The sequence below is a fragment of the Sorangium aterium genome (assembly GCF_028368935.1).
Classification (GTDB): Bacteria; Myxococcota_A; Polyangia; order Polyangiales; family Polyangiaceae; genus Sorangium; species Sorangium atrum.
In genome coordinates this window covers 211,420-232,153 of the sequence record NZ_JAQNDK010000003.1, presented here as the reverse complement: position 1 = coordinate 232,153, position 20,734 = coordinate 211,420, and the positions used below count along the sequence as shown (strand labels likewise).

At 68.0% G+C, this 20,734-nt stretch carries 14 protein-coding genes; 8 read left to right on the top strand and 6 right to left on the bottom strand.

Annotated features, from left to right (window positions below):
• Nucleotides 1-58 precede the first annotated feature (58 nt).
• The 4 genes from POL72_RS25335 to POL72_RS25320 all read right to left on the bottom strand — a co-directional run bounded on the left by POL72_RS25335 (nucleotide 59) and on the right by POL72_RS25320 (nucleotide 7,813).
• A complete protein-coding gene (locus POL72_RS25335) occupies nucleotides 59-298 on the bottom strand; it encodes a hypothetical protein (protein WP_272098136.1) in 240 nt (79 codons plus the stop codon).
• A gap of 378 nt (nucleotides 299-676) precedes the next feature.
• Entirely contained in the window at nucleotides 677-2,167 is a 1,491-nt protein-coding gene (locus POL72_RS25330; protein ID WP_272098135.1) for a tetratricopeptide repeat protein, read from the bottom strand.
• 11 nt (nucleotides 2,168-2,178) lie between these two features.
• Nucleotides 2,179-6,060 (bottom strand): tol-pal system YbgF family protein, encoded by a 3,882-nt coding sequence (locus POL72_RS25325; RefSeq protein ID WP_272098134.1) that lies wholly within the window; start codon nucleotides 6,058-6,060, stop codon nucleotides 2,179-2,181.
• Between the two features lie 91 nt (nucleotides 6,061-6,151).
• The gene (locus POL72_RS25320) at nucleotides 6,152-7,813 is read right to left on the bottom strand and encodes a tetratricopeptide repeat protein (protein ID WP_272098133.1); all 1,662 of its coding nucleotides are present in this window, start codon (nucleotides 7,811-7,813) and stop codon (nucleotides 6,152-6,154) included.
• 654 nt (nucleotides 7,814-8,467) lie between these two features.
• Here POL72_RS25320 and POL72_RS25315 point away from each other — a divergent pair.
• Both POL72_RS25315 and POL72_RS51315 read left to right on the top strand, forming a co-directional pair.
• Entirely contained in the window at nucleotides 8,468-9,325 is an 858-nt protein-coding gene (locus POL72_RS25315; RefSeq protein ID WP_272098132.1) for a hypothetical protein, read from the top strand.
• A 241-nt stretch (nucleotides 9,326-9,566) separates the two neighbouring features.
• Complete coding sequence (locus tag POL72_RS51315; RefSeq protein ID WP_272098131.1) at nucleotides 9,567-9,890, top strand: YraN family protein; 324 nt, start codon at nucleotides 9,567-9,569, stop codon at nucleotides 9,888-9,890.
• Between the two features lie 85 nt (nucleotides 9,891-9,975).
• On the opposite strand, the gene POL72_RS25305 is transcribed toward POL72_RS51315, so the two are convergent.
• Nucleotides 9,976-10,845 (bottom strand): methyl-accepting chemotaxis protein, encoded by an 870-nt coding sequence (locus tag POL72_RS25305; RefSeq protein WP_272098130.1) that lies wholly within the window; start codon nucleotides 10,843-10,845, stop codon nucleotides 9,976-9,978.
• A 76-nt stretch (nucleotides 10,846-10,921) separates the two neighbouring features.
• Complete coding sequence (locus POL72_RS25300; protein WP_272098129.1) at nucleotides 10,922-11,713, bottom strand: HEAT repeat domain-containing protein; 792 nt, start codon at nucleotides 11,711-11,713, stop codon at nucleotides 10,922-10,924.
• Nucleotides 11,714-12,193: 480 nt separating this feature from the next.
• On the opposite strand from POL72_RS25300, the gene POL72_RS25295 reads away from it, so the two are divergent.
• From POL72_RS25295 to POL72_RS25270, 6 genes are all read left to right on the top strand, one after another.
• Entirely contained in the window at nucleotides 12,194-13,972 is a 1,779-nt protein-coding gene (locus POL72_RS25295; RefSeq protein ID WP_272098128.1) for a carboxypeptidase regulatory-like domain-containing protein, read from the top strand.
• Between the two features lie 145 nt (nucleotides 13,973-14,117).
• Nucleotides 14,118-15,470, top strand: a complete 1,353-nt coding sequence (gene ftsY / locus POL72_RS51310) for a signal recognition particle-docking protein FtsY (RefSeq protein ID WP_272098127.1) — start codon at nucleotides 14,118-14,120, stop codon at nucleotides 15,468-15,470.
• 443 nt (nucleotides 15,471-15,913) lie between these two features.
• Entirely contained in the window at nucleotides 15,914-16,822 is a 909-nt protein-coding gene (locus tag POL72_RS25285; RefSeq protein ID WP_272098126.1) for an outer membrane beta-barrel domain-containing protein, read from the top strand.
• A 139-nt stretch (nucleotides 16,823-16,961) separates the two neighbouring features.
• Nucleotides 16,962-17,774: a porin family protein gene (locus POL72_RS25280; RefSeq protein WP_272098125.1), complete on the top strand. Its 813-nt coding sequence runs from the start codon at nucleotides 16,962-16,964 to the stop codon at nucleotides 17,772-17,774.
• A gap of 272 nt (nucleotides 17,775-18,046) precedes the next feature.
• Nucleotides 18,047-18,808, top strand: coding sequence for a HEAT repeat domain-containing protein (locus POL72_RS25275; protein WP_272098124.1), 762 nt, complete (start codon nucleotides 18,047-18,049; stop codon nucleotides 18,806-18,808).
• A gap of 314 nt (nucleotides 18,809-19,122) precedes the next feature.
• Nucleotides 19,123-20,727 (top strand): hypothetical protein, encoded by a 1,605-nt coding sequence (locus POL72_RS25270; RefSeq protein WP_272098123.1) that lies wholly within the window; start codon nucleotides 19,123-19,125, stop codon nucleotides 20,725-20,727.
• Nucleotides 20,728-20,734: the final 7 nt, after the last annotated feature.

Here is a 20,734-nt window from a genome sequence, read left to right as displayed (position 1 = left end):
CACGCCCCCAGCACCGGGGGGTAAATCGATAGGGCAGGTGCCAAACCTGCCCATCACATCAGAGGTTCTCGACCGACTTGAGCATCTCCGGAACGAACGAGGTGCGGGGCCTGATCAGCGTCGTCCGGACAGGGCCGGGCCGCACGCGGATGGTGGCGTCGTTGGGGCCGAACCCGCCGGCGTTCAGCGGATCGTCCGAGAACTCGTACCCGTACCCCTCATCCTTCTTCCCAGCGCCAGGAGCCGCTCCCTGCGCGAACGCCGATGAGGCGACCACGCTCATAAGAACGGCAGCCACGACTCCCGCACCCAATCGGGTCAACCCTCTCATTCCAGCCTCCTCACAATGTTTCGACGCTGTTACAGTGCCATTGTACCGCCTTCCGCGGCGGCCGGTCAACCAGCTTCGCATGCTATCGAGGCGTCGGAGAGCACGACCCACACACGCCTCGACAACCGATTCCACCCAAGGTTCCCAGAGCGCTGCGACGAAGACGAAAAGAACGAGCCCCCTTCTCCTTGATGCAGCTTCGTGCAGCGAGAGAAGGGGGCTTCAGGTGCCGTTGTCTGTCGCACCGCCACGCGGTCCGACCCGCCCGTCGAGCTCGCCCGGAATACTACCGTATCCCTCGCTCACCCTCCTTGCGACCCGGACAGCGCCCAGGACGAGGCTCCGCTACTGGGCAGGAGCCGGGGCCGGGGTCGTCGCTTCGCCCCCTTCGCCCCCTTCGCCCTCGCTCCCGGCAGCTGCCTCCTGCTCGGCTTCCTTCGTCTTCATGTCAGCCTCGGCCGCCTTTCGCTCGGCCTCGGTCTGCTTGTTGAAGGCGATGATCTGGTCGATCTCGCTCATGCGCTCCTTCGACCGCTTCACCGCGTCGGCGAACTCGGTGCTGGCGCCCGCCTTCTGGATGAACTGACCGAACAGCCCCTTCGCCGACATGAGGGCGCCCTCGGCCCCCTTGCCGCCCGACTTCGCCTTGTACTCCTGGGTCAGGATCGCCTCGTTGTAGTAGGTCTCGGCGCGCTCGGGGGCGACCTTCTTGGCGGCATCGAGCTCCGCGCTGGCGGACGCCACCATGCTGTCGAAGTTCGAGTCATCGATCTGACCGCGCAGGGCGAGCGCGAGGCCCAGATGAGCGTCGTAGTCGTTCGGACGCATCTTCAGGGCCGCGCGGTACGCCTCGTCCGCCTGCTGGAACCCGCGGAACTGGAGGTTCACCGCCGCGTAGTTCATCTGCGCCTCGTAGAAGGTCGGGTCGAGCTTCCTCGCGATGTTGAACTCCTGCACGGCGCCGTTCAGGTTCGCGAGCTCCACCTGGATCATCCCCGCGGTGTTGTGGATCGGCGCGTAGTTGGGGTTCTTGCGGATGGCCTGGGAGCAGACCAGCGCCGCGAGCTCCAGCGCCTGCGTGTCGACCTTCTTCTGCTTGCTGACGTTGGTCGCGACCGCCTTGCCCGACTTCCTGCCCGCCTTCTGCTTCGCCGTCTCCAGGTAGTAGATAGCGAGCTGGTTGAACGCGGGCATGAAGGCGTCGTCGACGGCCAGCGCGCTCTGGATGTACCGCTTCGCGCGCTGGAAGTCGTTGGGGCCATCGTTGTCGGCGACCTGGTTGCCGCGCTTCATGTACAGGAGCGCGAGGTGCACGAGCGCCTCGACGTTCTTGTACTGAGCATCGACGACGGCGGCCTGGCGCATCTCGCTGATCGCCGCGTCGATGTTCCTGTCGCCCGACTCCGCCAGGTTGTAGAGCGCCACCTGGACCCGAGCGGGGTGGAACTTCGGGTTCTTCTGAAGCGCTTGCGTGAAGTGCTTCTTCGCCTCCGAGTCCTTCTTGCAACGCTGGTACGCGAGCCCCGCGTTGTAGATGGCCTCGGCGAACGTGGTGCTCCCTTGCTCGTCCGCGGCGTCCAGGAACAGCTGGGCCGTCGAGCTGCAAGTCGCCTCGGACCAGTCCCCAGCCTTGTCGTGCTGGACCATGGTGTCCATGGCGGTCTTGAACTTGTTGGCCGCCTCGACCGACACGGCCTGACCCTTGCTGTCCGTGATCGTCTTGCCCGTCGTCGGGTCCTTCGCCCCGTGAGCCGTACCGCCGGTGCTCCCGCCGCCACAACCCGTCGCGGCCAGAAGGAGCACCGCAACCGCTGCCAATGAGGTGATGCTTCTCATGTTTCGCTCCATCACTTCCTGGGTCGGGTCGTGGCCCGATCGAGCGCCGAGCCTTCCTTGGACGCACCGGACGCAGCCGGCGCGGCCTTCTTGTCCTCGCTCGCCTTCTTGTCGTCGCCCGCCTTCTTGTCCTCGCCCTCTTCCTTCTCCTTGCTCGCAGCCGGCTTGTCAGCGGCTGTCAGCGCCTCTCGGAAGGGGGTGCCGTCGAGGTTCAGCGGCGCAGGGCGCTCGCTCATGCCGGAGTTGACCCGCGACGGCGAGCCGCGGAATTCGTCGATGAGGTGGTACTCGGCGCCGTAGTTCTTCGACAGCCACACCTCGCAGGTACGCGAGTAGTCGTCGAAGTACTGGTACTTCACGGACAGGTCGAGGCAGGTCTTGAACGCGCCCTTCGCCATCTGCTTTTGCGGCTCGCTCGCCTCGTCGAGGCGCGAGTAGTACTCGCCCCGGATCTCGTCGTACGAGACGTCGGTGCCCGGGACCATGCCGTGCCCCTTCCATTCCTTCGGGATGGGCGCGGCCCGGAACTCGGCGACGAACTTGCCCCACATCTGACCGACGCGCGCGCCGGCTGCGATGACCCACTTCGGCGGAGGCGTCGGCTCCAGCTTGAGGATCTTCTGGTACTCGGCGTCGGCCGCCTCGATCGCCGGGCGCTTCTTCTTCACCCAGTCGGCGACCTTGGTGTTGATGTGCTTGAGGACGTCCTCGCGGTTCCCGGAGCCCTTGTACTCGGGGAACTTGATCTTATCGACGTCCTTCCGCTTCTGCTCGGCGAAGTGGAAGTAGGCCTCGCCGACCGCGGTCAGCACCTTGCCGAGCCGACGCAGCTTCTCCGGCTCCTCGCCGCCGATCGCGTCGAGCTTCTTGAGCGCGGCCGCCGGGTCCTTCCAGTAGCCACGGACCTTGTTGTACTCGCCGTTCGCCGGGGTCACGCTCTTCGTCTGCAGGAGGACGCGCGCGTACATCGCGTGCGCTTGCACCTGGACGTCGAACGTCGCGTTGCGATCGATCTGCGGCATCGCCGTCGACAGCCGCCGGCGCGCCTGATCCCAGTCCTCGCGATCGATGTAGTGCGCGCCGATCGCGAACGCGATCTGCGCGGTCTGCGCCGGCTTCGCCTTGCCGTAGTTCTTGTTGAAGAGGTCGGCGTCCTTGATCGCCTGGTCCTCTTGACCGAGGCCGAGCCGCAGCACGACCGCGTCCTGGAGCGCCTCGGCGGCCTTGTCCCCCTTCGGGTTCTCGCGGGCGTAGCGCTCGTACCAGTTCGCCGCCTCGTCATAGACCGCGATCGCCTGGTAGTTGCCGCCGATCTCGTAGATCGACGTCTTCGCCAGCTCGGTGTTGTGGAGGTTGTACCGCGGATCGAGCAGGATCTTGCGGGCCGAGATGGACTTGGCGATGAGGCGGGCGGCCTGGAACGCCTTGGCCGCGTTGTAGAGGATCTCCTCGCTCTTCTCGCACGCGGGCTGCTTCGCCTCGCAGGCGGCCTCGCCGTACTTCTTCCACATGTCCATGTAGGCGACGGCGGCCTTCTCGTAGTTCTTGAGGGCCTCGACGCCGCCGGCCGCATCAGCCGCCTCGACGAGCTTCTGGGCGCGCAGGCGCTCGATGTCGCGCTGGATGCGGATCAGGATGCCGCACTGCTCGGCGTTCTCCTTCTCCTTGCCGCCCTTGCAGTAGAGGTCGACGAACTTGGGCACGTCCGCGGCCATGTCGTCGTAACAAGACGGACGCGGCGGATCCATGTTCGCGCCGAGGACGTTGAGCGACTCGAGGTAGAGCTGAGACGCGTAGATGCCGACTTCCTTGTCGGCGTGGTTCAGCGCCACGTCGCGGAACGCGAGCGCGGCCTCCTCCCAGTGCTGCGCCTCGAAGTACGTGCGGCCGCGCGCGTACTTCACCTCGACGTACTGCTCCTGCGCTTCCTTGTCGTTCGCCGCGGGCTTGATGTAGCAGACGTACCGGTTGAAGGCGGTGATCATGCCCTTCTGGCTGTCGCTGAAGTCCTTGGGCAGGAACTTCGCTTTCTCCGCCTTCTTGTCGCCCTTCTTGCCCGTCCCCCCGTCGGGGAGGTTGCCGGACCCCTTCTTGTCGGAGCCGTCCTTGTGGGTCTCGGTGTAGATGTTCTGGTAGCAGAGCACCGAGGCGTACGCGGCCTCAGCCGCCTGCGGGCCGTTCGGGTCCTCGGCCACGACCGAGTCGAACGCGGGACCGCACTTGGCCCAGTCCTTCTGGAAGTACAGAAGGTCGGCCATCGCGTACTTGATCTTGAAGATGTTCGGCCAGTCCTCCTTCAGGATGCGGGGGAACTCGAACTTGGCGAACTGCTCCTGCTTGAAGTTGTTGACGACCTTGTCGTAGAGCTGCGCGGCGAGCTGCATCGTCTTCTTGTCGCCGGTGCCGCGCACGCCGCCCGAGCCCACCGCCTCGAGGTGCCAGGCCATCGCCGTCTCGGTCAGCAGACCGGCGGTGATGTTCGAGCACTTCAGCTTGGCGTCCGCCGGGTGCCCCTCGCCCAGGAACTTGTTGTGGACGTCGAGCTGGCGCCCGAGCTCGCCCATGATCTGGTCCTTGTTGCCAGACTTCATGGCGAGCGTCGCCTCCGCGATGTGCCCTTGGTACACGCAGTACCTCGGGCCCCGATCGCGGGTCATCAGGTCGGTGTAGAGCTCGATGCCCTCCTTGTAATGACCTGTGTCGAGGTAGTTCTGCCCGAGGTCGTCCATCATCTTGAACGTCTTCTCGGAGCTGCCGCTCGTGTCGCCGCTGAGCGGCCGGAGGAAGTCGTGCGACTTGCGCGGATCGCCCGCGAGCGCGTAGACGGGGATGATGTCGCGCCGCGCCGAGACCGCGAGCTGCGCCGCGTTCGGCATCTGCTGGAACTGCTGCCCGTACTCGATCGTCTTCTTGAACTCGCTGATCGCGCGGGCGAAATCGCCCTTGTTCCAGTAGACGTACCCGAGCTTGTAGTGGGCGTAGCCCCAGACCTTGTTCTCGGGCGGCGGGTACTGGGTGACCTTGACGTACGACTGCTCAGCCAGGTCCCACTTGGACGGGTCGCCCTGCGCCTCGTTGAAGAAGAGCTCGCCGAAGGCGAGGTACGCGTTCGGGATGTACTTCGAGTTCGGCCAGTTCTTGATCAGCTCGAAGTAGACCTTGCGAGCGTCCTCGAGCTGCTGGGCCTGCTCGTACTCATAGGCGAGGTAGTAGAGGACCTCGTCCGTGCAGCCCGTGCTCTTCGCGGGGTCGGCCGCGTTGGTGCTCTGGCAGTACTTCGGATACTGCGTCTTCAGGTCCGTGTAGTACTTGATCGCCTGCTTGCGCGCGAGGCTGAGGATCTTGTCGGCCTTGCCGATCTCGGCCTTGATCCCGGCGACCGCCTTCGGGTTCTTCCGCTTGGCCTCGTCCGCCTTGATCTGCCCCTCGGTCTTGTCGCGGAACGCCGCCGACTCGAGCTCGACGTAGCCCTCGGCGAGGCGCCGCATCAGCTTCGGCCGGTCCGGCGCGTTCTTCGGCGTCGAGGAGTACAGGCCCTCGAGCCCCTGGATCTCCGTGACCAGCAGGCTCCTCACCTTCGGGGCGAGGCGATTGCGCCGCTCGTCGCGCTGCGCCGAGGCCTGTGAAGCCGTCGGATTGGTCGGCTTCGTCAGGTCCTCGCGCTTCTTCAGCTGGATCCCCTGCGGGGCAGACTTGAAGCTGACCTGCGGCTTCTTGCCCGCCGACACCTGGAGCTTGCCGCCCGGACAGGCGGCGATCGCATCCTTCGCCGGCTGCGTGATGCACGCGTCGGCCGCCGACGCGGGGCTCGTTGTGACCGCGCACGCCGCCACGGCCAACGTACCCGCCGCCGCGCGGAGCGCATGCAGTACACCGAACTTCGACTGCTTCATCTCCATCTCCGTCCCTCCGCCACGGACCCCCGTGAGGAAGCGCTGCCTGCCCCGCGACCTAGGGCCGCGGGGCCAACCATGATGAAATCGCTCACTTGCTGCACTTCGACGTCACGACCTGCCGGTAGAAGCCGAGCTCGTCGCGCCAGTACTCGCCGTCGAACGGCCAGAGCACGTGCTCGTCGTCGGGCTTGACGACGCCGTAGGTGAGCGCGTCCTCCTTCGACAGCTGACCGCTGACGACCTGCTGATCCAGCTTGTTCCTTTCGGCCGCGGTGATGTCGATGAGGATCTTCGACGAGTCGCGGAGGTGCTCGTTGAGCTCGTCGAGGTTGCGCTGGTAGCGCTCCCGGCCGAGCGTGCCGGCGTTCCGGATCGCGAGGCTCCTCGCGAACTCGAGCGCGTCGGTCACGTCGCTGCCGACCGGGGAGTTGCGGAAGTTGGCGGGCGCCTTCTTGAACCGATCCGCCTCCTCATCGAGGATGCGCACGTACTCCATGTTGCGGCGGAGCTGGCGGTCGGAGAGCGCGTTCTCGACGATCGGCCGGACCCTCGGCGGGATGTCGCCCTTGCCGGCGCCCACGTCCTTCAGGAACTGGAAGAAGCGCTCCTCGTTCCCCTCCCCCTGGTACCGGGACAGGATCGACTCGAGGTCCTTCTTGATCGGCTCGTACTTCTTCTTCATCTTCGCGACGATCGTGGTCGCGTCGCCGTACTGGCAGATCGTGAACGAGACGACGGCCTTCAGGATGTCGGCCTCGGGATAGAACGAGTTCGGGAAGTAGGGCGACTCGATCGTGTGGATGTTGCCGAGCGCCTGCGGGTACAGCCCGGCCATGAAGTACGCCCAGGACTGCTCGAAGAGGCTGTCCAGCCAGTACTCGCTCGCGACGTCGACGCGGTTCCAGTACTTGACGGCCGCCGAGAGCTTCGCGGCGTCGATCGTCGGAACGTTGTTGTCGTCGAGGCGGACGGACGCCGAGTAGTAGGTGCGCGCCATCGAGAGGAACGCGAGGTCGCGCATGCGCGCCTCGTCCTCGAGGCCCTCGACGCCCTCGTCGATCGCCTGGACGATGCGCTGGAACGACTTGACCGCCGGCACCGACTTGCGCAGCTGCACGTACGAGATGCCGCTGAAGAACTGCGCCTGGACGTAGTACTTGCTGTTCGGGTCGACCTTGGCGAAGAGGCTGATGGCCTCCTCGTAGTTCCGGTTCCGGTACTTGTAGCGGCCGAGCAGGTAGTTGAGCTGCCAGTAGAGGTCGCGCTGCTGGGGGTTGTTGAAGCGCGCGATCTGCTCGGTCTTGTACTTGCCGACGCGCTCGATGATGTCCGCCGGCTCCGGGAGCTGCGTCGCGAGCTTGGACAGCCAGAGCAGCGTCTCGTTGAACTTGAGGTGGTTCGGCTTGTCGGCGATCTGCGAGAAGAGCGCATAGCTCGCCTGGTAGAACTGCAGGCGGTAGAGCGCGATCGCGAGGTGGTACTGGGCGATCTGCTTGTTGCCCTCGTCATCGCCGGTGTCGCCGTCGACGACGCGCTTCAGCTGCCGCGCAGCGTCGCTCCACCGCTCGCTGTCGAAGAGCCGCTTGCCCTGCGCCGCCTCCTCCGTCATCTGGCCCGCGGTCACGGGGCCCGCATCCTCGTCGGCGCTGACCTCTTTGCTGGGCTTCTTGTCGCCCTTGGCGTCCGCCTTTTCAGCCGCGACGGGCTTACCTTTGCCGGGCTGCGCATGCCCCACGGCGGGGGATAGCAACAGGGCAGAAGCTACAAGGCAGATACTCGCCACCCGGTTCCGCATCGTCGTTCCTCGCTTTCGGCGACGTAAAGATCGTGGCCCCTTCGCCCCGTTCGCGGCTCCACACACGGAGAACGCGCGCCGTAGACCCCCGAGGCAGCTCGGTCAGGAACCAAAAAGTTCAATGAGAATCAACGGATACTTGCGTGTGGCGGGGGATGGTAGGATTGTGGCGCGCAGCTTGTCAAGCGATGCCGGGCGAGGGGCCCCCTCTTGCATTCCCGTCCTGAGACACCCGGCGCCGCGTCGACCTTGGGGTTGCGCACTGCGTAGGAGTCGACGGTGGAATTATCGAACGGAGGCGCGATCGCTTCCTTAAACGCGATCGTCGCGCCGCCGCCTCACCGCCGCCGCCCAGGCGGCAGCCAGGCCGTCCGCCGCCAAGGGATGCGCGCGCGCAGGGTCGAACGCCTCGCACCGGCGGCGCCCGCCACCTCGGCGACGTGGACGGGCGCGCCCCATCCGGCTGTTGACGCTCAAGGCGCGCTTCGTCTAGGGTCCAACCGCTGACGTTGTGCCTTTGAGCACCTCGACTTGAGCGTTTTCTTGCCTCCCGTCCGCGCGCCGCTGCCGAAGCGGTGGCGCGCACCGCCGCCGAAGGAGCACGTTCTGATGACCCGTTCCATTCTGTCCGGCCTGCTCGGCCTGCTCAGCGTCGTCGCTATGGCGAGCCTGCCCTCCGCGTGCGAGAGCGGCGGCGTCGGCGACCCGTGTCTGCCTGAAGACGAGTACGATTCGCAGTTTGCTGGCTTCAAGGTGACGGAAGAGAACATCGAATCGCGATCCTTCCAGTGCCAGACGCGGATCTGCCTGGTGAACCACTTCCAGGGGCGCGTGAGCTGCCCGCTCGGCCAGGAGGCGCCTGCGACGTGTGTACCCGGGCAAGGCGGGTGCACCACCTGCGAGGAGTCGGGGACGCACGCGCCCGACTGCGACCCGACGAGGCCGGACGGCGGCAAGAGCCAGTGCCTCAGCGGCAACTGCGACGCCGCCGGCGCCTTCTGTCGCTGCGGCGGCGACACCGACTGCCCCGGCGACGGCTGGAAGTGCGACGCCGATGCCGGCGTCTGCAAGCTGTACCTCTGCCGCGACGGCTTCACCGGCTGCCAGGACCCGACCAAGTCGGCGGCCGAGAACGAGGGCAAAGCCTGCTGCGTGCCGGGGACCGATGACCAGGTCGCGTCGCCCGTCTGCGGCCAGTGCGCCGCCAACTCGAACCGGAACGCGCAGCAGGCGGTGTACTGCTCGTGCCGGTGCGGCGTGGCCGATGGCGAGCCGGACGACCCGAACTTCAACTTCTGCGAGTGCCCGCAGGGCTTCACCTGCTCGGAGATCCGGCCGAACGTCGGCCTCGGGGACCCGAACATCACCGGCAAGTACTGCATCAAGCAGAACACGGGGTTCGAGAACGAGGGGGCCTGCGGCGACGTGCAGGGCCGCGCCAACTCGGACCAGTGCGAAGGCTTCTAGGCGTCGGGTGACCGGCCGTCGCGGCTCGCGCAGCCCTCCGCCGACGATGGCCGATCTGGCCGGAACCTCCCTCTCCCTCCCTCCCAGCGACGATTCGGGCTCACATGACGGCCGGCCGCCCGGGCGCGCCGCGACGCGCAGCGCACGGGCGGCTCCGGCGAAGAGCCGGCCGGCGATCGGGCCCGCTGGCGCTCCCGCGGCCGACGCGCGGCGAGCGCTCGGCGCGCGCGCGGAGGACGCGGTGGTCGCTCACCTCGCCGCGCAGGGCGTGGAGATCATCGCGCGCAACGCGCGGGTGGGGCGGCTGGAGATCGACGTGGTCGCGCGCGACGGCCCTGTCATCGTGATCATCGAGGTGCGGACACGCGGCGCCGGCTCGTACGTCCGCGCCCTCGACAGCATCGACGCGAGCAAGCGCGCCCGCGTGCGGCGAGCGGGCGAGCGGCTCTGGCGCGCCACGTTCTCGCGCGTGCGCGGCGTGGAGCGGATGCGCTTCGACGCCGCGTCGGTGACGTTCCTCCCGAGCGGAGAAGCGACCGTCGAGATCATCAAGGCCGCCTTTTAGCGCGGCCTGAACTCTTCTTATTTTTGGCTTGATCTCGGGAGGGATTCGGACAGCGCGTACGTCGATCGACCGCGCGCGGGCTCGATCACGCGTCGAGCTGCTCCTGCATCTCGCTGCGGAGGCGCTTCAGCTGGGAGAGGCCCTCGGGGTCGATCTCGAGCGTCCCCTTCTCGGCGCGCGCCCCTGCCTCGAGCTTCTCGAGGACCGCATCCATCTTGGCGATCTTGCCCTGCTGGCGCGCCCTCAGGTCCTCGACCATCTTCTCGAACGCCTCGAAGAAGTGCTGGAGCTCGTCGCCCTTCCGGAGCTTCTCGCGCACGACCAACTTGCCCTCGCCGACCTGACGGAGCAGCCGCTTCATCTTGAAGATCGGCCCGGCGATCTTGTGCGTGAAGACGATGCCCGCGATGCCGACGCCCAGGACGAGCAGCGACAGGAGCGCGACGATCAGGCGTAGCAACATCTGCTGGTTGTTCGCGACGTCGGCGGCCTGCCGCTCGAGCGCCTCCGCCCGCTGCTGCAGCGTGGCCGCGTCGCGCTCGAGCCGCGACTGCTCGTCCTTGAGCTTGTTCTCGTCGCGCTGCGCCGCCTCGCCGAACGTCTTCGTGAGCTCGGGATCGTCCTTGTACTCCTTCGCGATGTTCATCGCGACGACCTCGCTGACCCGACGGCTCTGGACGAGCACCTCCTGGCCGCGCTTGACCGTCTCCTGACCCTGACGGACGGTCTCTTGTCCCTGCTGCACGGCGCTGCGGCTCTGCTCGATGATCTTCGAGCTCGCGTTCCAGAGGAGGATCCCGAGCGCCACGGAGAGCGCAAGGCTGATCCCCACGAGGAACCCCGTGTATTTCAGCTGGAAGTTCTGGTCGATCAGGTAGTTCCGCGCGCTCCGCTGGTAGCGCGCTCTGACCTCCGGCGCGGAGGTCTGCGGGGCCGTGCTGGAAGCGTCGCTCATGGGATCCTCGGAGCTGGCTGGAGATGACAAGGGTCGTGAGGCACTGGAAAAGCCAAGTTCGAGCAGCGAAGGTGCGTCACAGCGAGGCGACGACCTTGTGGAAGGTCTCGACCGCATTCTCGACGCACATCTTCATCAGGATGTTCTCGCTCTGGACGTCTTTCTTCGGGGTGCCGCTCTGCGTGAGCTTCGGCGCGAACTCACCCTGGAGCGACTTGGACGGATAGGTCCACATGCTGACGCGGACCACCTGGGTGAGGTTGCCGCCCTGGTACACGGCGGGCTCGACCGTGGCGAGGAGATAGAAGCCCTTCAGCTTCTTGCCGTTCAGAATCTTCTTGCCTTGCGCCACCGTCTCGCCCTTGGGGGCGACCGCGTAGCCGGCCTTCGCGAGGATCTTCGACTGGATCGCGGCGCGCACGAGCGGCTCGATCTCGGACTCGGGGCGACCGCTCTTGTTCGTGATCTCGATGGCCACGTAGTACTTCGTGTCCGCGCCCGGAGGCGGCGGCGCAGCCGAGCCGCCACTGCCACCGCCGCCGGCGGACAGCGCCGCGATCGACTTCTGCATCTGCGACTTGACGGCCGGCGTCTGCTCCCGCCCCTCGGCGCGCTCCAGGCACGCGAGCCCCGCGGGCTTGCCGAGCTTGCCGAGCGCCGCGGCCGCCGCGACCTTGACGGACGCGTTGCTGTCCGTGAGGGCATCGCAGAGCGGCCTCGTGGCGGCGTCGTCTCCCGACGCGCCGAGCGCGAGCGCCGCCTGCGTGCGGACGCGATAGTCCTCGTTGGTCCTGAGCTGGTCGGCGAGGTAGCTCGTGCGCTGATCCGCGTAGAGCCTCGTGGGTATCAGCGAGAGTACAAGCGTCACAACCAGCAACACGAGCACTGAAAAGGGCCGACGCATTCCACGTCCGACGATACACGAGCGCATCGCCGCCGTGGCGATCGGATCAGCCGGTCTACACCCGAAAATTGGTGCGCACACGCTCGCACTTTTGCCTTGCATTCGCTCGCTCCTCGCTGCGACCAGACTGGACGGTTTGACGCGGCCTGCCCGCGGCGCTTCAACGCGTGAAACATGTTGGGCTCACGGCGAACACGGCTTCACCATCCGCTTATCTACCCACCCGCTGCCGCCATCAACCCGGCGCGCTGCCGCGAGCTCGCGTGCACGTCCGCTCACGTCCGCTTACGTCCGCGCTCGCCGCTTGCTCGCTCGCTCGCGCCGCAGGCGGCGGGCGAGCGCGAGCTCGGCATGGCTTCGGATCGGCTTCCCCTTGCCCATGCCGTGTCCGCGTGACGGATAATGAGCGACCATGACGAGGAGCTCGCCGGAGGCCTTCGGGAGATGCGCGGACTGAGACAATGCCTGCCGCTGGCGCTCCTCGCGGCCACGTCGCTCGCGGCGGCGCCCGCGGCGCACGCGCAGACGCAAGGTGCGCCGCTCCGCATCCATGTGAGAGGAAGCGCGCAGATCGAGGCGGTCGCATGGACCGAGCCCGACGGGTTCGTCGTGCGCGGAAGCGTCGTCGACGACGCGCGGAGCGCGATCGCAGAGGCGCCGCTCTCCATCGATGCGCTCACGAGCGCCGGCGCGCCTGCGGTCCTGCCGGCGGTCGATGGGTGCGCAGCCGACGGCGCGGCGCGCGCCCGCGAGCCCCGCCCCTCACAAGGCGGCTACGTGATCGCGACAGACGAGCGCGGCGGGTTCTGCCTCCGCGGGCGCGCGCCGCTCGCGGACGCGACGCTGCGCATCCGGTTCGCCGGGGGAAAGCTCTACGACGCGGCCGAGGCGAAGATCCCGATCGAGGCACACGCGGCCCCGCTCGCGCCGGTGATCCTCCGGTTCGATCCGCCGGTGGACGCGATCGATCTCGATCGTCCGACGGTCAACGTCGCCGTGGCGCTCCGGCTCGATCGCAGCGGCGCGCGCGGCTTCGCGAGCGGCGCGCCGTTCGAGCGCGACCGGCTCCCGGTCGTGCTCGAGGACGAGCGCGGCGCGCGGCTCGCTGAGGCGCCGACCGGCGGCGACGGCCGCGCGCGCTTCGAGCTCCCGACCGAGCGCCTCGACGGCGCCGGCCAGGGCGTGCTGCGCGCGCGCTTCGATGGAACCGCCACGCTCGCGAAGGCGAGCGTCAGCCAGGGCGTCGTCCGGTACGCGCAGGTCACGCTCGATCTGTCGCATCCCGTCGAGCCGGCGCGCGCGGAGGACGGCGTGTCGATCGACGTCGAGGTGCGCTCGTCCCGTGGCCCGGTCGAGGGCGGCGTCGTCGAGGCGCTGCGCGCGGGTGAGCCCGTCGGAGCGGCGACCGTGTCCGGCGGCAAGGCGCGGGTGATCGCCGCGTTCACCGCCGAGCGAGCGGGTACGGTCCCGATCTCGCTCCGCTACGTGCCCGCCTCTCCGTGGTGGATCCCCGGCGCGGAGCTCGCGATCGACGTGCCCGTCGCGGGCCCCGGCGCGTGGCGACAGATCGCGCTCGGCGCCGCCGTCCTCGTCATCGCGGGCTGGGTGCTCGGCGGCTGGCGGCGGGCGCCGAAGCGCGCCGCGACGGCGCGCGCGGGCGACGAGCGGCCCGTCGCGCCGCCCGGCCGCGCCGGCGTGCGTGTCATGGGACCGCTCGAGGGCGCGACCGGCTGGCGTGGCGCCGTCGCCGACGCGCACGACGGCACGCCCATCGCGCGCGCCGAGCTCGTGATCGTCGTGCCCGCCTTCGACGGCAGCGGCGTCATCGCCCGCGCGCTGACCGACGACGTCGGCGAGTTCTCGATCGAGGCGCCGTACCGGAGCGACGCGAGGCTCGTGGTCCGCGCGCCGATGCACAGCAGCCATGAGCAGGCGCTCCCGTCGCCGAGCAAGCTGGGCATCGCGCTGGTCACGCGGCGCCGCGCCGTCCTCGACCGCCTCGTCCGCTGGGCGCGGCGCCAGGGAGCTCCCTTCGAGGGGCCGCCCGAGCCGACGCCCGGGCACGTGCGCCGCGCGGCGAGCAGGGTTCAGCAGCGCGAGGTCGAGCTCTGGGCGAGCCGGATCGAGCACGCCGCCTTCGGCCCCGATCCCGTCGACGAGCGGATCGAGCAGGACCTCGGGGCGTCGGAGCCCAAGCCGGGCGCCTCGCCGCTCGCCCCGTGAGCCAGGTACACGGGGCCCGCGCAGCGCCGGCCCCGCCGCCGCGTCGATCTGCCGTTTCGCTGGCCGGATCGCGCCCCCGCGCGACCGCACGTTGACGTATGGGGTGCGTCCCATATAGTCGGCTCCCTCGCCGGAGAACGCCAACGTGGAAATCGCCCTAATTATCGTCGGCCTCGTCGTGGTGGCGGCGATCGTCTACTTCGTCACGAAGAAGGCGCCGCCACCGGAGATCGCAGCGCCCCCCGAACCGAAGAAGCTCCAGGAGAAGGCGAAGCAGCCCTCCGAGAAGCCGGCGGACAAGCCGACCGAGAAGCCGCGTGCCCCGAAGAAGCCTCCGGCGGAGGAAGCTCCTCCCGCGAAGGCGAAGGAGCCCGCGCCGCAGGAGGAGCCGCCCGCGGCGGTGCCCGCGCCCGTCGCGCCGCCGGCCGCCATCGAGCCGGCGGCGCCGGAGCCCGCGGTCGCGGAGGCGCCCGTCGCGCCCGCGATCGAGGCGCCGGCCGCCAAGCCCGCCGCCAGGCCGGCGCGGGAGACCGCGCCTCCGGCCGCGCGCAAGCGAGACATCGAGGGGCTCCGCAAAGGCCTCACGAAGGTGCGGGAGAGCGAGGGCTTCTTCGGCCGGCTCAAGGCGCTGTTCGCCGGCAAGAAGGAGATCGATCCCAACGTCGTCGAGCAGATCGAAGAGGTGCTGCTCACCTCGGACGTCGGCGTGAAGACGACAGAGCTCCTCCTCGACGAGATCCGATCGGCGCTCAGCAGGAACGAGCTCGCCGACACCGACAAGGTCTGGGACGCGCTGCGGGAGCACGCGAAGCGGATCCTGCGCGTCGGCGCCGGCGGCGGGCTGCCGCTGAAGGCGCAGCCCACCGTGGTGATGGTGGTCGGCGTGAACGGCGTGGGAAAGACGACCACGATCGGCAAGCTCGCGACGCAGCTCAAGGCCGAAGGCCGGACGGTGGTGCTCGCCGCGGGCGACACGTTCCGGGCGGCGGCGGTGCAGCAGCTCAACGTCTGGGGCAAGCGCGTCGGCTGCGAGGTCGTGCGCGGCAAGGACGGCGCGAACCCCGGCGCGGTGATCTTCGACGCGATCCAGAAGGCGAAGGACACCGGCGCCGACGTGGTGCTCGCCGACACCGCCGGCAGGCTGCACACGAAGACGAACCTCATGGAGGAGCTGTCCCGGGTCGCGCGCACCATGAACAAGGCGCTCGAGGGCGCGCCTCACGAGACGCTGCTCGTGCTCGACGCCACGAACGGCCAGAACGCCATGCAGCAGGCCGCGCTCTTCAAGGAGGCGCTGCCCATCACCGGCATCGTGCTGACGAAGCTCGACGGCACCGCCAAGGGCGGCGTCATCCTCGGCATCTGCGCCGAGCACGGGCTGCCCGTCCGGTACGTCGGCATCGGCGAGCGCGCGGAAGACCTCCGCGAGTTCGAGCCCGACGAGTTCGTCGAGGCGATGCTCGGCCGCGCCAGCGGCTCCGAAGACGCGGCCGCCTGACGCGCCCCGCGGCGTGAGCGCCGGCGGCGCTCGATCTCTCCTCACCACCCAATCGCGCGGCTCGACACCGGTCCAACCAACGGGCGATGGCTCCGATGTCTCAGCACGCCGCGCCTCTGCCGCTGAACCCGTCAGGCGTCACGATCGTCGCGCCCTCGGCGCAAGCACACCGGCGATCCGAGCCCGCGGTGATTGTGCAGCGAGTCTGCCGCTCGCCGCGAATCCACCCGGCGCGCCCCCTCTGCGACGCCGCCGGTCGTCCGTGGCAAAAGGATTTGGTTGTTGATCCTTTTATTTTCGGCGTGATATAGTCCGTCGGGCTTGGCGGTTGACCGAATTATTTAATGAATTCGAGTAGTTAGGAAGCTGTACTACCTGGGCGATCGATCGCGATCGCTCGCATCGCACGGACTTTGGAAGGGATGGCGATGAACCAGGCTCGCGTGGGGCTTCTCGTTGCGGCTGCGCTCGTCGCGGTGCCGCTTACGGCGTCGGCTCAGCCAAAAGGGCAACCCAAGGAAATCAACCTCGACGAGCCAGAGACTCCTGCCGAGGGCACGGAGCCGGTGGAGGCGCCCGCGGCCCCGACCGATGGCGGCGAGGAAACGGGGCTTGGGGACATCTGTAAGATCGACCCGACGGCGTGTCCCACGATCAATTTGGAGAAGGAGGCCGCGAAGGATCTCAAGAACGAGACCTACGCGGTGCAGCAGATCTACGCGCTGCGCTACCACCGCTTCGAGGTGAACCCGTACTTCGGGCTGACGATGAACGACCAGTTCGTCGGCCACAACGGGCCGGGGCTCGCGGTCAACTGGTACCTCACCAACGTCCTCGCGATCGGGGTCAACGGCAACTGGTACGGTGCGCTCAACACGCCGTCGGACTTCAACTTCCAGACGAGCAGGGCGGCGCGTATCGGCGAGCCGATCACCGAGTATCAGTGGAACGCGAATGCGAACTTCACGTACGTCCCCGCGTACGGCAAGTTCGCCGGGTTCAGCGACTTCATCTTCCACTACGACTTCTTCGTACTGGGCGGTGTCGGCGCGATCTCGACGAGGCCCATGGCCGTCGTCGATCCCGACAACCGCACCTTCGACTGGAAGCCGAAGCTCTCCTTCCACGTCGGCGGTGGCCTCCGCATCTTCTTCAACCGCTGGTTTGCGGCGATGTTCGAGGTCAGCGACTACATCTTCTTCGACGAGCTCGAGAACCCCAGCGTCGCGGCGAACCCTCAGGACAAGAGCACCTGGCTCGCCGAGGGGAAGAGCTTCACCAACAACGTACAGGCGCAGGTCGGGCTGTCGGTCTTCCTGCCGTTCTCCTGGGAATACCGGCTGCCGAAGTGAAGACTTTGGACGTGGGGACGCGCAGACGCCGAGCGCGAGACATAGGATGATTCAGCCAAAGACGGGGACAGGCATGATGCGTCGATTCGTCCAAAGCCTCTGCACTGTGGTGGCAGGGCTTACCGGCTGTGCACTTCTGATGACGGCTGCGCCCGCGGAGGCGCAGGAGATTCAGCTCACGGGCCCTCTAGCCGGCGCGCCGGCCGTGCGGCAGCTCCGGCTCCACCGTGCCGGGCGGTTCGAGGTGGCTCCAGGCGCATCGTTCACGCTGCTGGACGAGTACCGGCGGACGATCATGCCGGGCCTGCGGCTCACCTACCACTTCACGGACTGGCTCGGCTTCGGCGCCTGGGGCGGGTACGGGTTTCAGTACAACGCCGGGCTGACGGACGAGCTCCAGCGCGTCGCGATCGACGGGCGTAACTGCGATGCCCAGCCGTTCACGAAGGCGTGCCAGCTGACCAGGGTCAACCTGACCAAGGGCGATCTGACGAAGGATCAGCTCGGGCAGATCCAGTGGGTCGCAGCGCCCCAGGTCACGGTCGTTCCCTTCCGTGGAAAGCTGGCGCTGTTCGCCGAGCTCTTCGTTGACACCGACGTGAGCTTCTTCGCTGGAGCCGCGGCGATCGGCGTGAAGGAGCGCAAGGAGTGCGGCACGACCAACCAGAACGCCTGCGCGGAGACCTTCGGACTCGAGAGCCGCATGGCCTTCGCACCGACGTTCGGCCTCGGCTGGAACTTCTACCCGTCGGACTTCATCGGCTTCGGCGCGGAGTGGCGCGCCCTGCCGTTCGCATGGAATACTTCGGGCTTCGACAACCACGGGCTCGGAACGGACGAGGCGTTCCCCGACCGCAAGGTGGACGACAAGGACCGCGAATTCCACTTCACGAGCATGGTCACCGTGAGCCTGAGTATTCAGTTCCCCACCGGCATCAAGACGACGGAGTAGACGGCTGCGCCGGCTCGCGGTGACCGAGCCGGTTCGCCCGGGGTAGCTCAGGCGGGAAGCACCCTCTGCCGCGAGCCACTCTAGCGGGGCGCGGATTCATGTGATACGGGCTCAGCCGCTAGGCAGGCGCGTGAGGCGGGCGAGAGCACGCTGCAGCGAGCCGAACGACGCGGATGAGTCCGTAGCGCACGAAGATGCGCCCCGCTATAGATCCGGTGACGATCGCCGGGTAGCTCGGACCGGGCGGCGGGGACAGCCACCAGAGGTCAGCGTTGGGTATTTTCGATTTTCTCCGCAAAAGCAATCCCCCTGCCGGGGGCGTCCCCTCCGACAAGAAGGTGGCCGGGCCTGCGAAGGTCGTCGCGGACAAGCGCGCTCAGACGTACGACCGCCTCGACGCCATCCAGTCGCTCGCCGCGATGAAGAGCGCGGATGCGGCGGCGGCTCTCCTCAGGCGCTTCACGTTCTCGATCGACCCCTCTATCACGGATCAAGAGGAGAAGGATCTGGCTTTCCGGGGGATCGTCGATGCGGGCAAGGACGCGGTGCCGGCCGTTGTCGAGTTCTGCATCAAGGCCGAGGCGCTCACCTGGCCGCTCAAGATCCTGCGGGCGCTGCTCGACGACGCCGAGTACCGGACCGAGCTCGTCCAGCTGCTCGACCGCTTCGACACGGAGTATGCGCGCAACGTCGAGCCGAAGCAGCAGCTCATCATGGCGCTGGGCGACATCAAGGGCGACGACGTGCGGGTGGCGGTCGAGCGGTTCCTCGACGACGTCAACGAGACGGTCCGGTTTCACGCCGTGCAGACCATCTTCTCCCAGGGCGATGAGGCGAGCGTGCCAGCGCTGGTGAAGATGCTCGCGACCGAGGAGTCGGTCCGGGTGAAGAACAAGGTCGCCGAGGGGCTGATGACCCGGGGCTGGACGGTGCCGGCCGAGCTGCGGAGCAGCGCGAGCCAGGCGCTCCAGGACTCGAACGGCTTCAGCGTGGGCTCGGACGGCAAGCTCCGGAAGGGCGCTGGATACAGCTGACCCGGCGCGCATCGTGACAAGCCCGTTCGTCCTGCGATCGGGTTGACAGCATCACCGCGTGTGGACGAAACTCCACGCCATGCTTGTTCAGCCCTCGGCGGCAGCTGAGAGCGAAGCCGCGCAGACCGGCCCGCACAAGACGAAAGTGAGCGCCATCCGTGATTGAGCATCTCTCATGGATGGCGGAGCTTCCGTCGCGACGTCGTCCGCGGCACGCCAGCGACGCACGCCCTGGCACGCTCGTGGGGAGCGCCCGTCGCGTCCCCCTCTGTCGCCTCCCCCTCCGCCGCCTCCCCCTGTCACGCGCGCTGGCCGTGGCGTGCTTGCTGCCTTGCGCGCTCGTCCCGCGCAGCGCAGCCGCAGCCGACTTCGAGGTCGAGTCGACGACCGGCGTCCAGGCCTACGAGGTCGCCAGCCCTTGGGGCGACACGAACATCGAACGGCGGCGGCTCCTTCAGACGCTGGGGCTCGCCGTCTACAACCTCCAGGGCGACTCTGCCCCAGGCGAGGCCGACTACTCGGCGACCGTGCGGCTCCGGCTCGACGCGGACTTCGGGATCAATGGCCACCTCGACGGCGCGCAGCGGGGCGGCGAGACCGACTACAGCATCGATGGCGGCTCGCGCTACATCCCGGGGCTGCGCGAGGCGCCCATCGATCTGATGTACGCGTACGTCGAAGGGCGGAACGTCGCCGGCGGGTGGCTCGGCTTCCGGGTCGGCCGTCAGTATGTGAGCGACGTGCTCGGGTGGTGGTCGTTCGACGGCGCGCTCCTCCGGGTGACGACACCGTACTACGTTCAACTCGAGGCGTACGGCGGGCTCGAGCAGCGCGGCGGCCTGCCGCTCTCCACATCGCGCTTCGAGCAGCAGGGGATCTGGCGCGGCAGCCACCGGGGATTCGGCGATGACCGGACTCAGCCCGGGAGTGCAGCCGATTTCCCGTCGTACCAGGCGTCCGATCTGGCGCCAGCGTTCGGCGTCGCGCTCGAGAGCGCGGGTCCGAGCTTCGTCCACGGTCGCCTGACCTACCGCCGCGTTTACAACCTGGGGACCTCTGTCACCCAGCAGTTCCCGGATCCGGGCGGAGGCGTCCGGACGTCCGATGCGTCGCGCATCTCGCAGGATCGGCTCGGGTACGCCGCCAACATCAACAAGCCGGATCTCGGCGGCCTCAAGGGCGGAGTGACCTACGACTTCTACAACCAGCTCGTCGGCTCATTTTACGGCGGCCTGGAGGTGTACGCCGGGAGCCGCGTCACGCTGGGGGCGGACGTCGACTACTTCGTTCCGACGTTCGACGCGGACTCGATCTGGAACTGGTTCACCCACGATCCCATCACCACGATCACCGGACGGGCGGCGGTGGACGTCACCCGCGAGATCGATGTCGCGGCCTGGGGCGGCACGCGGATGTGGATCGCCGAAGGCAACCCGGAGGAGTTCGGCGCCGGCCAGTGTGAGGCCGTAAATCAACCAGGCTGCGTCGGCGCGACGTCGCTCGATCCGAATGACGGCGCGCTCCGCGACTACGCGCGCGACGAGAAGAACCGCGCCGCGACGATCTCGACCGACGTGCTCGCGAACCTCGCGGGACGCTACCGCACGCGCACGACGTCGGTCGAGCTCCGCGGGATGCTGCAGACGGGGGAGCGCGGGCGCCGGACGGGGGCCGATCTCTCGGGAGAGAAGCGGCTGAGCGGGCAGCGCTACGCGCTCGGAGCGCGGATGTCGCTGTACAACTGGGAGGATCCGCTCAGGCCGGACCGGGGCGCGACGTCGTTCGGATATGTCCTCGGGGCCGGGTATCGGCCGGGCGAGGTCGCGGATTTCAAGATCGAGTGGGAGCACGACATGAACCGGCTGGTGGGCCAGCGCTTCCGGGTCGTCGGCCTCATGAACCTGCGGGTGGCGCCGTGAGCGAGGA

What these genes read in the sequence shown, in the direction of transcription:
- POL72_RS25330 (WP_272098135.1), bottom strand. Translation starts at nt 2,167, where the DNA reads ATGAGAAGCATCACCTCATTGGCAGCGGTTGCGGTGCTCCTTCTGGCC.
- POL72_RS25325 (WP_272098134.1), bottom strand. Translation starts at nt 6,060, where the DNA reads ATGAAGCAGTCGAAGTTCGGTGTACTGCATGCGCTCCGCGCGGCGGCG.
- POL72_RS25315 (WP_272098132.1), top strand. Translation starts at nt 8,468, where the DNA reads ATGACCCGTTCCATTCTGTCCGGCCTGCTCGGCCTGCTCAGCGTCGTC.
- POL72_RS25305 (WP_272098130.1), bottom strand. Translation starts at nt 10,845, where the DNA reads ATGAGCGACGCTTCCAGCACGGCCCCGCAGACCTCCGCGCCGGAGGTC.
- POL72_RS25295 (WP_272098128.1), top strand. Translation starts at nt 12,194, where the DNA reads ATGCGCGGACTGAGACAATGCCTGCCGCTGGCGCTCCTCGCGGCCACG.
- POL72_RS25280 (WP_272098125.1), top strand. Translation starts at nt 16,962, where the DNA reads ATGACGGCTGCGCCCGCGGAGGCGCAGGAGATTCAGCTCACGGGCCCT.